Source organism: Paractinoplanes brasiliensis (assembly GCF_004362215.1).
GTDB lineage: Bacteria > Actinomycetota > Actinomycetes > Mycobacteriales > Micromonosporaceae > Actinoplanes > Actinoplanes brasiliensis.
Window position 1 is genome coordinate 5,912,177 of record NZ_SNWR01000001.1, and the last position, 14,338, is coordinate 5,926,514.

14 protein-coding genes are annotated in these 14,338 nt (G+C 70.0%); 5 read left to right on the forward strand and 9 right to left on the reverse strand.

Features of this window, described 5'->3' with window-relative positions:
• Positions 1-4 precede the first annotated feature (4 nt).
• A complete protein-coding gene (locus C8E87_RS26895; protein ID WP_133875668.1) occupies positions 5-1,888 on the reverse strand; it encodes a nucleoside-diphosphate sugar epimerase/dehydratase in 1,884 nt (627 codons plus the stop codon).
• A gap of 359 nt (positions 1,889-2,247) precedes the next feature.
• Between C8E87_RS26895 and C8E87_RS26900 the strand changes: the two genes are divergently transcribed.
• Positions 2,248-3,300 carry a glycosyltransferase gene (locus C8E87_RS26900; RefSeq protein WP_133875669.1) on the forward strand — a complete coding sequence of 351 codons (1,053 nt, stop codon included), beginning with the start codon at positions 2,248-2,250 and terminating at the stop codon, positions 3,298-3,300.
• On the opposite strand, the gene C8E87_RS26905 is transcribed toward C8E87_RS26900, so the two are convergent.
• The 3 genes from C8E87_RS26905 to C8E87_RS26915 form a co-directional block, all read right to left on the reverse strand.
• Positions 3,273-3,839, reverse strand: a complete 567-nt coding sequence (locus C8E87_RS26905) for a VanZ family protein (RefSeq protein ID WP_133875670.1) — start codon at positions 3,837-3,839, stop codon at positions 3,273-3,275. The two genes, C8E87_RS26900 and C8E87_RS26905, sit on opposite strands and share 28 nt — an antisense overlap.
• A 17-nt stretch (positions 3,840-3,856) precedes the next feature.
• Positions 3,857-4,462: a response regulator transcription factor gene (locus C8E87_RS26910; RefSeq protein ID WP_133875671.1), complete on the reverse strand. Its 606-nt coding sequence runs from the start codon at positions 4,460-4,462 to the stop codon at positions 3,857-3,859.
• Between the two features lie 577 nt (positions 4,463-5,039).
• Entirely contained in the window at positions 5,040-6,380 is a 1,341-nt protein-coding gene (locus C8E87_RS26915) for an FUSC family protein (protein WP_239079991.1), read from the reverse strand.
• Between the two features lie 133 nt (positions 6,381-6,513).
• On the opposite strand from C8E87_RS26915, the gene C8E87_RS26920 reads away from it, so the two are divergent.
• The 3 genes from C8E87_RS26920 to C8E87_RS26930 all read left to right on the forward strand — a co-directional run bounded on the left by C8E87_RS26920 (position 6,514) and on the right by C8E87_RS26930 (position 9,400).
• Positions 6,514-7,104, forward strand: coding sequence for a SigE family RNA polymerase sigma factor (locus C8E87_RS26920; RefSeq protein ID WP_133875672.1), 591 nt, complete (start codon positions 6,514-6,516; stop codon positions 7,102-7,104).
• Positions 7,101-8,489 (forward strand): hypothetical protein, encoded by a 1,389-nt coding sequence (locus C8E87_RS26925; RefSeq protein WP_133875673.1) that lies wholly within the window; start codon positions 7,101-7,103, stop codon positions 8,487-8,489. Before C8E87_RS26920 ends, C8E87_RS26925 begins: the two co-directional genes overlap by 4 nt.
• A gap of 239 nt (positions 8,490-8,728) precedes the next feature.
• Entirely contained in the window at positions 8,729-9,400 is a 672-nt protein-coding gene (locus tag C8E87_RS26930; protein ID WP_166661247.1) for a DUF4304 domain-containing protein, read from the forward strand.
• A gap of 248 nt (positions 9,401-9,648) precedes the next feature.
• On the opposite strand, the gene C8E87_RS26935 is transcribed toward C8E87_RS26930, so the two are convergent.
• The gene (locus C8E87_RS26935) at positions 9,649-10,488 is read right to left on the reverse strand and encodes a DUF2207 domain-containing protein (RefSeq protein ID WP_133875675.1); all 840 of its coding nucleotides are present in this window, start codon (positions 10,486-10,488) and stop codon (positions 9,649-9,651) included.
• A gap of 496 nt (positions 10,489-10,984) precedes the next feature.
• Between C8E87_RS26935 and C8E87_RS26940 the strand changes: the two genes are divergently transcribed.
• Complete coding sequence (locus C8E87_RS26940) at positions 10,985-12,250, forward strand: vanadium-dependent haloperoxidase (protein WP_133875676.1); 1,266 nt, start codon at positions 10,985-10,987, stop codon at positions 12,248-12,250.
• Between the two features lie 237 nt (positions 12,251-12,487).
• On the opposite strand, the gene C8E87_RS26945 is transcribed toward C8E87_RS26940, so the two are convergent.
• The 4 genes from C8E87_RS26945 to C8E87_RS26960 all read right to left on the reverse strand — a co-directional run bounded on the left by C8E87_RS26945 (position 12,488) and on the right by C8E87_RS26960 (position 14,332).
• Positions 12,488-12,718: a hypothetical protein gene (locus C8E87_RS26945; protein WP_133875677.1), complete on the reverse strand. Its 231-nt coding sequence runs from the start codon at positions 12,716-12,718 to the stop codon at positions 12,488-12,490.
• A 54-nt stretch (positions 12,719-12,772) separates the two neighbouring features.
• Positions 12,773-13,123 carry a class I SAM-dependent methyltransferase gene (locus C8E87_RS26950; RefSeq protein WP_133875678.1) on the reverse strand — a complete coding sequence of 117 codons (351 nt, stop codon included), beginning with the start codon at positions 13,121-13,123 and terminating at the stop codon, positions 12,773-12,775.
• A gap of 112 nt (positions 13,124-13,235) precedes the next feature.
• Positions 13,236-13,637 carry a hypothetical protein gene (locus C8E87_RS26955; protein ID WP_133875679.1) on the reverse strand — a complete coding sequence of 134 codons (402 nt, stop codon included), beginning with the start codon at positions 13,635-13,637 and terminating at the stop codon, positions 13,236-13,238.
• Positions 13,638-13,684: 47 nt separating this feature from the next.
• Positions 13,685-14,332, reverse strand: coding sequence for a maleylpyruvate isomerase family mycothiol-dependent enzyme (locus C8E87_RS26960; RefSeq protein ID WP_133875680.1), 648 nt, complete (start codon positions 14,330-14,332; stop codon positions 13,685-13,687).
• Positions 14,333-14,338 lie beyond the last annotated feature (6 nt).

Here is a 14,338-nt window from a genome sequence, read left to right on the forward strand (position 1 = left end):
CTCCTTAGCTGGCTTTCAGGTATTGACGGGCGACGGACAGGGCCGGGCTCTCGGCGAGCCAGCGCATGACCGCGATCAGCTCGGGCCGGCTGGCCTTCGGGTCGAGCAGGGAGAGAGCGGCCCCGTCGAGCGGCGGAACCGGCACCTGTGAGATGAGCGGATGGTTCGGGCGGCGGTCGCTCTCGTGCGCGCCGAACAGGCTCTCGTGCATCTTCTCGCCGGGCCGTAGTCCGGTGTAGACGATCGGGACCGGCCGTTCGGCGGCGTCGGCCAGGCGGCGGGCCACGTCGGCGATGCGTACGGGCTCGCCCATGTCGAGCACGAGCACCTCGCCCGCGCTGTCGAGCGCGCCGGCCTGCACGACCAGGCGTACGGCCTCCTGCACGGTCATGAAGAACCGGGACACCTCGGGGTGCGTCACCGTGATCGGGCCGCCCGCCTCGACCTGGGCCGCGAACGCGGTGAGCACCGAGCCGCGGCTGCCCAGCACGTTGCCGAAGCGGACGCTGCAGTACGTGCCGTCGCCGGCCTCGTCGGCGGCGGCGGTGAGCCGTTCGGTGATGCGCTTGGAGTAGCCGAGGACGCTGCCCGGGTCGGCGGCCTTGTCGGTGGAGATGTTGACCAGCCGTTCGACGCCGTGGCGCTGCGCGGTCTGCAGGATCTGGTACGTGCCGATGATGTTGGTCTTGAGGGCCTCGGACGGGTGCATCTCGAGCAGCGGCAGGTGTTTGAGGGCGGCGGCGTGGAAGACGACCTGCGGGCGGTGCTCGGTGAAGACCTCGTCGAGCCGTTGCCGGTCGCGGATGTCGGCCACCACGAGGTTGCGGTCGTCGAGCAGGCCACGGCCGTCCATCGACAGCTGTACGGCGTGCAGCCCGGACTCGTCGCGGTCGAGCATCACGAGGGCGGCGGGATCGAACCGTACGAGCTGACGGCACAACTCGGAGCCGATCGAGCCGCCGGCGCCGGTGACGAGCACCCGTCTGCCGGTCAGGTAACCGGCGATGGCCCGCAGGTCGAGACCGATCTCGCGGCGGCCCAGGAGATCGGCGTGGCTGACCGGGCGGATGTCGTCGACGCCGACCGTGCGGCCGAACAGCTCGACCACCGGCGGGACGACCTTGACCTCGGCGCCGGTAGGCCGGGCGAGCTCGGTCAGTTCCCGTACGAGGTCGGCGCCGGCGCTGGGAATGGCGATCAGCACGATGTCGGCCTCGTACCGGCTGACCACCGCGGCCATGGCGTGCCGGGTGCCGGCCACGGGCACGCCCATCACCTGCAGGGTGCGTTTGGCCGGGTCGTCGTCGAGCAGGGCGACAGGCACGTACGGGCTCTCGGGGTTGCGCAGCATGGCCCGCACGACCTGCGTCGCGCCCTCGCCCGCGCCCATCACGACCACGCGCCCGCCGTGCTCGGGTGAGGGCCGCAGCCGCTGGTCGCGGGACAGGCGTACGGCGTAACGCACACCCGCGGTGAGCACGAGCGCGATGAGCCCGGACGCGATGATGGCCGAGCGCGGCACCAGCCGGTCGAGCAACGTGTCGAGGACGAAGAGCACCGGCGTGGTGACCGCCGTGGTCTTGGCCAGCGCCGCGATCTCCTCGAAGCACCCGTACGCCCACCGGCCGGTGTACAGGCCGAAACGCAGGCCGAGCAGCGTGTGCACGACGGCCCCGGCCGCCGCGAGCAGCAGCACCCCGGACAGGTCGGATTCGGCCAGGTTGCCGTCGTGACGCAGCACCGTGGCGATGGCCAGCGCGACCCCCAGGGCCAGCGCGTCGACGCCGGCCCGCGCGGCTCGTCCCGGCAGGACCGAGCCGATTCCGTGCGGCCATCGGCCCCCCGGAACGTCGGTGTCCTCGCGGGGCGCCGCACTGCGTACCTGCATGGATCCTCCTTGTGGCGGGCACCCGTTCGCGAGGCAGGGGAAATACGCCCGGCAAATAGCGATTCACCGAGGCGGGAATGAGATCGGAATTGCTTTCTTCGCCTGCGTTCCGAGCTTGGCAGGAGGGGTCGGATGAATACAGTGGCAATTGTCATGCAGCAAGTGAGTACTTCTCACGTTTGCCATGACATGCGCTCTGGCCAGGCAGATCACGATTCACGAACAGGGTCAGGAACATGAGAGGCTCTCTGGTTTCGCATGACATTTGCGACTGTCATTCACGCGCGGACCTCTGCGAACGTCCATTCTGCGGAGCGTGCAATCACCTTGCCGACAATGCGACGGAAGGGTAACCGGAAATGGCCGTTCGGGTGCTGCACGTCATCAGCGCCCGGCCCGGCGACGGCGCCGAGCATCAGCTGCGACTGCTGATCCGTCACCTGCCGCACGAGAGTGAGGTGGTCACGCTGTCACCGCCCGGACCGGTCCTCGCCGGGCTGCGGGCCGCCGGCACGGCCGTGCACGAGATGGTCAGCGGCCGCGATCTCGACCTCGGCACGATCGTCCGGCTGCGGCGGCTGACCCGGCGCGGCGGCTTCGACATCGTGCACACCCATCTGTTCCGGGCCGGGGTGCAGGGCCGGCTCGCCGCCCGGCTGACCGGCCGGGCTCAGGTCGTGACCACCGAGTACCACCTCGAGGAACGGCGCCGGACCGGCGTACGGGGCTCTTTCACCATTGCCGTGTCCGAGCGGATCGCCGAGCGGCTGCGCCGGTGGGGAGTGCCCGATGACCGGCTCACCGTGATTCCCAAGGCGCTGGACCCCCGGGAGTTCCGCTTCGACGAGAAGTTGCGCGACGAGACGCGGGCCCGGCTCGACCTCGCCCCCGGCACCCCGGTGATCGGAGGGCTGGGCCGGCTCGAACCGCGCAAACGGTTCGACGTGCTGATCAGGGCGGTGGCCCAGGTTCCCGGCGCGGTGCTGCTGCTGGCGGGCGACGGACCGGCTCGCCGTGGGCTGGAACGGCTGGCGGCGATCGAGGGAGTGTCCGACCGCGTACGGTTCGCCGGGCCGATCGGGCACGCCCGCGAGATCCTGTGCGCCATGGACGTCTTCGCGTCACCCGGCCGCGAGACGTTCGGGCTGGTGGTGCTGGAGGCGATCGCCGCCGGGCTGCCCGCGCTCTACGCGACCTGCGAACCCTTGCGGGACGAGCCGGTCGAGGGCGCGTACCGGCTTACCCCGCACGACCCCGAGTCGCTGCCCCGCAAGCTGCGGACCGAGGTGCTCTGCCTGGCCGAACGGTCGGGCGGGCGGCTCACCGCACGCTCGGCCGGCGACCGGTACGCCGCGCAGACGATGGCGGCCGAGGTCGGCGATCTCTACGAGCGGGTCAGCGGCTCGGGCTGACGGAGCAAGGCCCAGCGGTCGAGCGTCCGGGCCACCCCATTTCCCCGTACGACGATCAGCCAGCCAAGCCAGGCCCCGAGGGTGTTCGCCATCAGGTCGTTGACGTCGGCCCAGCGGTCGCCGTGCAGGAACACCAGCAGCAGCCCCTGAATCGTCTCGATCGACAGGCTGATCAGGAAGCCGATCAGCACCACCCGGCGCCGGTCACGGATCCCGGCCACCACGCGCAGCGCGGCCGCGAGCGGCACCGTCATGATGATGTTGAGGATGAAGTCGTCGACCCGCATGGTGAGGACGGGGACGAGCAGGAACCGGTAAAGCTCGGGGCCGCCCGCCTCGGGGCCCCAGGCGATGCGCAGCGGCAGCATGGTCGCGCCGAGCACGGCCACCGCGTACCACCCGGCCACCCACGTCGCGACCAACGGGCCCGGGGTGGTCACGCGCCGCCGGTGTGCGATGACGGACGCGAGCACCATGAGCACGACCCCGAGCGGAATCAGGATCGGAAGCGCGGGAACCTCGAGTCGACCGGACGGCACCGACCCAACGGTACCTATCAGCGGAGCCAGCCGTCCTTACGGGCGATCCGGATCGCGTCGAGACGGTTGCGGGCCCCGGTCTTGGCGATGATCGCCGACAGGTAGTTGCGGACGGTGCCACCGGACAGGAACAGCTTGCGGGCGATCTCCTTGACCGGCTCACCCTCGGCGGCGAGCCCCAGCACCTCGAGTTCGCGCGTGGTCAGGCCCTTGTCGGTGAGCAGGGAGGCCGTCTGCAACCGGGCCGAGACCACCCGTTCGCCGCCGGCGAGACGGCGCACGGAATCCGCCAGCAGGGCCGCCGACGCGTCCTTGGGCAGGAAGTTGAGCGGACCGGACCGGTGCCGGGGCGGGAGCATGCCCCGCTTGCTGGGATCGCAGAGCAGCAGCAGCGCGCACGAGGGGTTGGCCGAGCGCACCGCGTTGGCCACGGGCAGCACCTGGCTCACCATGTACTCCGTGTCGATCACGATCACGGACGGCCACATCTCGGACGCCACCCGCGGCAGGTTGTTGCCGAACGGGAGCGTGCCGATGAAATGCATGTCGGGGTTCGACTCGAGCAGGGCACGAACGGGGACGCCGAAATAGCCTTCGTCTCTGGCCACCGCAACCCGGATCACCACATCACCTCGCCGATGGACGCCAGCACCCGTGCCCGGACCGTGTCCGGCAGGCACCCCGGAAAGCTTTGTTCCTGTGTACTCCTGCTTGTCTATTCGTCGTGCTCACGTCGGTGGATGGGCGGGCACGTCGAGAAATCTCCGTCCGGCCTGCTCACGACACGCTTGCGCCACCGGTCACACGCGCCCCGGCGCCATCTCACCGTAACGTCTCCGTCACACACTGGCGACATGCCTAGCCGATCAAATGACCCAAGTTGACCGGATCTCCTGATCGGACAGTCGGCGATTCGCCCGAAATCCGCGGAAATGATCACGTGATCGTCCGAAGCGGACGGCGGACTCCGTGTTTGGTCGCATCGCCGCCGTGCCGCGTTTTCGCCGCACCGCCGCTGTTTCGCGCTCTTGGTCGCGCCGTCGCTGTGCCGCGCTTTCGGTCGCGCCGTCGCTGTTTCGTGCTTTTGGTCGCGCCGTCGCTGTGCCGCGCTTCTGGTCGCGCCGTCGCTGTGCCGCGCCTTTGGTCGAGCCGTCGCTGTTTCGTCGCGCCGCAGCTTTCGTCGCGCCGCGGCTGCGCCTTTCAGACCGACGTTCCGTCGCGCCGCCGGTCGAGCAGGCGGCGAACGGCGGGCAGCACCTCGGAAACCGCCGGGATCCCCGGCTCCGGCGGGGTCTCGCCCACCTCGAGCGCAGGGGCCGAACGGGCCAGCGTCCCGGCCATCCGGTCGACGTCGTTCATGATCGAACCGGTGAGCACCAGTACGCCGGTGTCGGCGAACTCGCTGCGCACGGTCCGCAGCGTGCGCCGGGGGGCCTCGCGCAGGTGGGCCAGCAGGTCGTCGAGGTGACCGGCGTCCTTGGTGGCGTCGGCGTTCGGGTCCGACACCAGGTCGGCGTGCGCGGCGAAGGCCTCGGCCGCCGTCGTGAGCACGTGCCCGATCTGCTGCGGCACGGCGGCGGTCATCGGTGTCGCGATCGCGTCGAACATCGAACGCGCCACCGAGTTGACCTGGTGGACGCCGTGTTCGAGGGCGCGCAGCGTCTGCTGCAGCGGGACGACCTGGGCCACCGGGGTGGTCAGCGACCACCGGGCCTGCTTGCTCAGGTCGTCGACCGCGGAGACCGCCTCGGCCAGGTCCTCGCGCAGGTCGCGGGACTGGGCCAGCCAGCCGGCGGCCTCGTCACGGGTGTATCCGCCCCGGGCGCCGGCGCCGAGGTCGCCGAGCAGCAACGCGATCTCGGCGGAGACGTGGGCGAGCCGGTCGCGGGCCCGTTCGATCGGGGTCTCCCCGCCGACCAGCGGGGAAAGGATCGCGCCGACGACGATGCCGAGCGCCGTCGTCGCCACGCGCTGCCACATGAACGTCTCGGTGACGGTGCTGCCGGCGACCAGGATGCCCAGCGAGGTGGCCGGCACCGCGACGGCGCCGTCACCCAGCCGCAGCAGCCGGCCGACGGCCAGCCCGCAGCCGGCGATCAAGGCGATCGACCACCAGTGCAGCCCGAAGAAGTGCCACACCCCGACCGCCGCGGCGATGGCGGCCACCGTGGCGATGAGGCGTTGCGCGCCCTCCCGGACCGAGGCGTGCGAGCTGATCTGCACCGACAGGGTCGCGGAGATCGCCGCGATCACCGGGCCCGCCAGTTCCAGCATCGTGGCGGCGGACCACGCGATGCCGGCGGCGACCGCGGACACCACCACGGCCCGTACGCCGGCGCCGTCTGTCCGGTCGAGCACCCAGCGGGCCCAGCGGCGCATGCGTTCGGGCAGGTGCGGCCGCACCCGCGCGTGCACGGCCCGGTAGCCGGAGTGAACAGCGGGACGGACGTGACGGCGCAGCAACGCCGCGGTCAGCGCGCACAGAGCGAGGCCTGCGGCGACAACCAGCCACTCGTACAACGTTAGATCTTCTCTCGTCACGCACGGTTACTTCCACCTTCGACGTTAGCGGCGAGTCGCCCGCCTGATGGTGATATGAGGGGAATGTGACCGGCGTCGCGCGCCCTCTAGGCTGGGAATCAACCTTTTCGATACCGGGCGGCGTTAGCTACACATGTCATCACACGCACCGCCGGACGACGGCTTCCGCGCGTTCGTCGAGCAGCAGTGGGCGCCGCTGGTGCGGCTGGCCTACCTGCTGACCGGCGACCGCGGCTACGCCGAGGACCTCGTCCAGGCGGCCCTGGAGAAGACCCATCGCAAATGGGTACGCGTCTCGCGGATGGAGGCGCCGGTCGCCTACGTACGCCGGGCCATGGTCAACACCGCGACGTCGTGGCGCCGCCGCCGACGGGTCAGCGAGGTCCCGCTGCTGGCCACGGACGGTCCCGTAGCCGACCCGTACGGCTCGATCGAGCACCGGCAGCAGGTCGTCGCCGCGCTGCGCACCCTGCCCACACGCATGCGCGCGGTGCTGGTCCTACGCTACTTCGGCGACCTGAGCGAGGCCGAGATCGCCGAGACGCTCGGCTGCTCGGTGGGCACCGTCAAGAGCCAGGCCTCCCGCGGCCTCGACCGGCTGCGCGAGCACCTGGACCCCGCCGTTCCTCCAGCCGCCGGCCGCTCGGCCGCTGGTTCCCCGTCCGTCGGTCCGCCGACCGCTGTTTCCTCGACCGCCTCCGCCGAGAAGAGGACGCGCGCATGAACACCGAGACCACCCTGAAGGACGCGCTCGCGGCCGAGGCCGACGCTCTCGGCGCGCTCGACAACCCGTGGCCCGGCTTCGAACGCCGCGAACGCCGCCACCGCACAAGGCGTCGCATGGCCGCCGCCGGGGTCGCCGCCGTACTGGCCGGCGCCGCCGGTGTGCAGGCCGGGGTCATCCCGCTGCCCGGCTGGGCGCCCGGCATCACCGTTGCCGGTTTCACCACCGTGCTCGACCAGGGCCCGACCCGCGGGTCGCTGGCCGGCGACAAGGCTTTCCTCGAGGACGTGCGCCGCCACTTCAAGGACGTCGAGGACCCGGGCGAGACCTGGCGGATCGCCGACCGCAGCAAGATCCGATTCGTGTACGCCGCCGACGTCGGCGACCGCAGGCTCGTCCTGGCGCTGGTCCCCCTGCGTTTCGGCTTCCTCGAGGACCAGGCGCTGATCTGGTACGACGGCAACGCCGGGGACCCGGCCGCCGAACTGGTCGAGAGCGGCCGCGTCGACGGCGGCGAAACCGTGGTGACCTACTCACAGCGCAGTGCCGACGCGCCGGGCGTGCTCGTCGTGGTCGCGCCGCACGGCTCCACCGTCGCGATCAGCGAGGGCTTCAAGTACAGCGCCGAGGGCCGCATCGACCACGAACCCGACGAGGTGCAGGCGGCCGGCACCGGGCTGGCCGAGCTGGTGATGCCGCCCGCACCCGCGCCCACCGACACCAAAGTCACCGTCACGTCCGGCGCGGACGTCCTCTACTCCGGCACCGTCGGCGGCGGCTGGGCGAGCAACTCCGACTACCGCCCCGACGAGTTCCCCGCGGCCACCGTGACCAGGGCGCTGACCGGCCGGACCTTCGACCGGGCCACGATGACCCGCTGGGCGAACAGCGCACTGCAGGACGCCCGGCTCCCCTCCGCCGATACGGCGCTCACTGTCCGCTGGACCGGCCAGGTCAACGGACAGCCGGCCGCGCTGCTGACCATCCAGCCTCGCGGGGGCGGCGTGCTCGCGTACGCGTTCCACGGCACCGGAGACTCGTACCGCCAGGACCTGCGCCTGCTGCTACCGGCGGCGAACGCCGAACGGCGGCCCCTGGCGTGGCGGATGCGTGCCGACGGCAGCGACGACCGCACCGACCGCGTCATCGTGGTGGCTCCGCCTGGCGCGACCCGCTTGACCCTGCAACAGGGCACAGCAGCACCGGTGGAACTGACCCCCGACCCGACCGGCGCCGCCATGGCCTCGGTTCCTCCGGCACAGGAAGCGCACGTGACCGCGTACGGGGAAAACGGGTCTGAAGTTGCCACCACCCCCGTCCCGCTTTTCGAAGGCGACAGCGGCGGCCTGCCCGGCGACACCCCGAAAACCCGCATCATCGGCTGACGGACGAAAGAGCCACGCCGGAGTTTGTTCCGGCGTGGCCGGACGCGATCATAGGCCGTCCGAACGAAGGTCCGCAGATGCCCCGGACGCTGCGAAGACCCGGCACACCGACCGGGATCAAACTGACAACCACGGACTGCGCGCGCCGGCGTGCACAACCGCAAACGAGCGCAGCAGGTGGGCGCGCCCGGTCGTGAGTGTCGTTGGTGTGGTTGATCTGGGACGGCACAATGCCGGAGGTGATCGACTCGGCGGAGGCGGCTTCGGTGGCCGTCCAGAACTGGCTGGACACGCTGTACGGGCCGGATGAGGGCTTGCGGGTCAAAGCCGTGGCCGGCGGTGGTCCGGTATGGCGGGCGGTAGCGGGTAAGCCGGGAACTCACCTCGGGGAGTTCGGCGCGCGGGTGGACAAAGTTACCGGGGTCGTCGAAGTGGGCTTTGGGTCGCAGAACGGTCCGTCGGCCAGGGAGGGCTACGTACGGATGATGCGGACGACGGTGGTACCGGAATTGCGGCGGCTCGGTTTCACCGGCTCGGGGCGCCGGTTCACCCTGCAGACCTCGAAGCACCCGGGAACGATCACGTTTCAGCAGTCGCAGGGTAATACGTGGATGGGCGTGAAGTTCACTGCCAACGTCAGCGTGGCGTCGCGCTCCGGCTGGACCGCCCGCCTCGGTTCGATCAGCCACCATGGCTGCGACCACTGGTGGTCGCTCTGGGCAGGATTCCCGAGCGATGACGTGGCTGCCGACCTGATCACCGCGATTCGGGACAACGTTGTCCCCGTCCTCAAGGGTGACCGTAACCCGCCTGGGGCTCCCGCCGCCGAGCCCATTGTCGCGTCTGCCGGTCAGCGATTGAAGGGCGCCGCGTCCTCCTGCCTTCACCGCCGGTTCCGTAACGGATCCTGACCCCGACGAATCATCGAGGTAGTAACGGTCGGACTGGCCAGGAGGCCTTTGAGCAGCAGGTCATCCACTCTCGGTTCGTACCTGACCTGCGTTTTGTTCATCAGCTCGGGCTCGGGTGGATTCAATCTCTCGCCGTCGCGCTCACATGCCGCCGCCCCTGAGACCCAGGTCGTCAGCGATGGACTTCACTTCGTCGACCTGGCCGCGCACCTTGTCGGGGCCGCCCGTGACACCCAGGTCGTCGGGAATCATCTCCAACTCCCAACGACCGTCACTGGCCAGTGCTGCCGGATAGCTGCCGGTCGACGCCCACTGCTCGGCGGCGGCCAGTTCGGCCAGGCGCAGCCCAGCCGGGGTGCGCGGGTCGGGGCCGTATCCGCTGATCCGCCCCTGTCGACGTTGTAGAGGTAAAGCACGACGAACGGCGACGCCACCGTCGTGACCACGAACAGCACGCTCAATGCCATCCAGACGGCATCCGGGATGTCCTCCTGCAAAGCGGCCAAGCCGTTGATAACGACGGCCAACGACCCGAGCGCGGACGCGATCAACCAGCTGGAGATCCAGGTCTGCTGCCGGCCCCGGGCATACGGGCTGCGAATCATCCCGTCCGCGGCAACCCGCTCCCACAATTCGGTTGTCACCGGGTGCTTGTGCACCGTCTCACGCACGTCCTGGACCGCGATGGGCCGTTCCGCCTCGGTGAGCACGGCGGCGGTCAGCGGCCGGGCCCATTCCGGGAATTCGGTGGCGTTTGAATCGCCGCCGCTGCGGTGCAGAACGCCGTCGGTAATGCTGAGCCGTTCATGCCGGACAAGATCTGCGAGGATCACGTCAGTGACCCGATCGGGTCCACCGATCGCGAAGGCCAGCATCAACGGGTCGGGCCTTGCGCGCAGCCAGGCGCGGGCACCCGCCACCGCCCGCCGGCGGTCGCGGCGTTCCCGCGACGCCGGCACCACGAACGGCAATGCCAGGGCAGGCAAGGCAACCACCGCACCGGCGATCGGATTCAGAAAGGCCAGCCCGACCAGCGCACCCAGCACGACGGCAGTTGCGAGCACGAAGAGCCAGAAGAAGCCCACCATCGACCGCCTCTCACCGGATGCCGAGCGACGTAGTCCATCGTAGAGAGCACGCGCACACCAGCCTCCTCATCCGTGAAACCCCAGCCGTGCAGCCGACCCTCACACCGCTCCCGGGTGACCTCGTCATACGTGTTGTCGAGAAAGGCTCGAGCAGATCGACCCACGGGTCAGGCCGCTTACGGACGGCCACCCCAGCGGAAGCCAGAGCGACGGACAGCTCCGCCCTGTGATCGGAGTGAACGAACACCGTCCGGCCGTCGACCATGGCGGGTACACCAGGATCGTACGTACCCGCCGGGACGGGCCGGCGGGTACGGCGTACGGGAGATCATGGGTAGGGCGGGAACCGGCCGGTCATCGATTCCGGTGTCAAAGGGCCGGCCAGTTTCTCGAAGTTGCACCGGATTTCTGTCAGAACGTTGCCCCGAGCATCGATGAAGTTGGATGCTGGGCCCGGTTGTGTGAACCGGCACCGATTCAGCCACCGGGGGATTCCATGGCACATCGTGTTCGCCTCAGCAGACTGCTCGGCGCGGCGGTCGTGGCCGCGCTGGCGTCGACCGTCCTGACGCCCGCCGCGGCGCCGGCACAGTCGCCTACCCCGCCCAACGTCGTGCTCGCCTGGAACGTCCACGCCCAGACCGCCATCTACGAGGTCGCACGCCAGTCGCCCACTGCGGGCGTCCGCAGCTTCGCCATGGTGCAGGGCGCCGTGTATGACGCGGTCAACGCGATCGCCGGCACCCCGTACGAGCCGTATCTGGTCGCTCCGCCTGCCCGCCGCGGCGACTCCATTCCCGCGGCCGTGGCGACCGCGGCTCACCGCGTACTCCTCTCGCTCTTCCCGGCTCAGGCCGACGCGCTCCGTGCGCAGCATGACGAAGCGCTCGCCGCGGTCCCCGACGGCAGCGCGAAGCGCAACGGCATCAGGGTCGGCGAGGCCGCGGCGGCGGCCATGACCGCGGCCCGCCGCGACGACGGCGCGTTCACCGACGCGACCTGGCCGGTCGGCACCGTCCCCGGGGCATATCGCCTCACCCCGCCGGGATTCGTCCAGGCCGGCGCCTGGTACGCCTTCCTCAAGCCGTTCGTCCTTGACCCCGCGGCCTACCGCGTGCCCGGACCACCGGCCCTGACCAGCGCCGCCTACGCGCGCCAGCTCAACGAGGTCAAGGCGCTCGGTGAGGCTGCCAGCATCACCCGCACGCAGGACCAGACCGAAGCGGCGACGTGGTGGGACGACTACCGCCAGGTGGAGTGGTACATCAAGCGTGGCCTGGCCGCCGAGCACCGGCTGAGCCCGCTGCAGACGGCGCGCATGCTGGCGATGGTCGACGTGTCCACGGCCGACACGATGATCTCCTGCTACCGGCAGAAGCGGCACTGGAGCTTCTGGCGTCCGGTGACGGCGATCCCGCTGGCGGACATCGACGGCAACCCGAGTACCACCGCCGATCCGGCCTGGACGCCGCTGCGCGTCACCGCGCCGTCGCCGGAGTGGCCCTCCGGGCACGCCTGCTACACGTCATCGATCATGACCGCGCTGCGGGAGTTCTTCGGCCGCGACGATCTGTCGTTCAGCGCCTACAGCGCCGAGTCGGGCACAACCCGGCATTACGACAGCCTGTCCTCGGCTCGGGCCGAGCTGATCGGGGCGCGGGTCTGGGCTGGGGTCCACTACCGTGGCGCGGCTGTGCAGGGCGACCGGCTCGGCGAGGCTGTCACGCGCGGGGTTCTCGCCAACGAGTTCGGTCGCCGCTGACCGCTTGCCTATTGGTGGGTTGGTCTTTGTTGTTGCGGTGGACGTCGGGGCCGGGCGTGACCACGCACGGCTGGTGGAGCGTTCTGTGCCCGTGCGCGGTCACCCCGGCGCCCGCTTGTATGCGAGCCCGTCTGCAACGAGGCATCACCACTGGTCACCTGTAACCCCCGGTCGGAACGGACATCTGGGCTTGTGCCGATGGACCCCTTACGCGGCATCCGGCGCTCGGGTGATCCGTCACGTCCGGAGGGCGATGATGCACGCGACCTGCACACCCGGCCGGCCGACTGGTTCGTAGACCGTGGTCATCACCACGTGGAAACCTGCCTCAGCCAGCATTTCGTTCACCGCATCGGGTCGTCGGCGATACAGGGTGAGATCGATGTCGGTACCCCACTGCTCAGTGAGGTGCTTCGACCCGTCACCCATCTGAAAGGCCAGCAGGACCGGTGCCTCAGGAACCAGCACCCGGTGAAACTCCCGGAGCACTTGCGGAAGTTCCCGGTCCGGCACATGGATGATCTACAGCCACGCGAGAACGCCCGACAGGCTGCGGTCGGCCTGCGTCAGTTCGTCCATCGAGCCGACCTCGAACGGGATCCCGGGAAAGTTCGTCCTGGCCTGCTCAACCATCTTGGGCGAAAGATCGATGCCGAAGACGTTGAGGCCCGGAGAGTGCAGGAAGGCGGTCAGCTGTCCGGGTCCGGATCCCACATCCGCGACCCGTCCGCCGGCGGCCAGCTTGGCGAAGATGGCCAGAAGTCCTTCCTGCACCGGCTGCTTCGACAGGTCCTCAAGGACAAGAGCGGAGTAGTTGGACGCCGCGCTGTCGTACGAAAACCGGACGGCATCCAGTTGATCAAGCCTACTCAAGCCACCAGTATGCGATAGGCGAAAACCATGCTCGGGCTCCGGCCTGGGGACTCGGCCACGCCCAACGAGCCTGGACGGTCTGCCGGCTGGGAGAAGGGCCGCCGCTGGGGGCTTATGTGTTTTGGGCCAGGGCGTGTCGGTCGAGCGCGGCCGCCCACATGCGCGCGAAGAGCCGGTTGGGGGCGAGCCGCAACAGAAGGAGCTGGAACTTCTGCCGGCGTGGGTCGGTGTGGTTCCATTCGGCGTGCAACCGGCTGCCGCGGCCGGTGAGTGTGGTGATCCGGACGAAGCCTTGGCCGCCTCCCGCGTAACTGCTCTCGACTATGGTCCAGCGGACCACGGACGGGTCGGACCAGTCGTAGCGGGCGACAACCCAGAACGGGGACCGAGGGGTGCTTTCCCGGGCGACCGCCCAGGTGGGACCGTGTTCCCGCAGCTCGTAGGTCTTCGGGTCGAGGGTCCGGTTCCAGGTGCGCAGCCGCTCCGGAGTGAGGTCCGTCAGGGCGTGGTGCACCTGTTCGGGTGAGCCAGCGTGTCGGCGTCGAAGCGCATGAATTTTCTTCAGGTGGCGAGGGCCCGCCGGAGGTGGTCCGCCCCGGGGCCGTGCAAGTGGCCGACCCGGACGACGCGGCCGGTGAGCAGGAGGAACAGGTCGGTCATGGTGCCGGTTACCGATGCGCCGTCGCCGGTCGACCAGGCGTGGTCGGTGGCGGTGAGGCGGTAGGTGGTCAGCGGCAGCCTGCGGAAGACTTTCGCGTTGCCACGGCCTCGGTAGGAGACGACTCGGTCGGCTGCCTCGGCGACCTCGACGGCGGGGACGTCGATCTCACGGCCCAGCGGGATCGCCATGTCGAAGGTGTGGCCGATGGCGTCGATGAGCGCCTCGCGGCAGGTCAGGCCGGGGACCGGGCGGTGCCGCCCCACCAGCAGGTCGAGCCTTTGCAGGAGTTGCTCGCGGTCGTGGCGCCGGGCGAGGTCGATCGAGGCTTCCCGGATGAGGTGGTTGGTGCCGCCGGGATGCCGCATGGCGAGCAGCGCGAACTGCCGCAGGGTCAGCAGCGGCATCGTCAGGTGCGCGGCGACGTCCCCGACCGTCCAGCCCGGGCACAGCGACGGGGTGTCCCACTCGTCGGGGGCCAGATTTTTCAGAAGGTCGATGACGGCGCGGCGTCGCCGGTCGACGGCCGACCAGACCTCGGTGTCGTCCATGGGCCG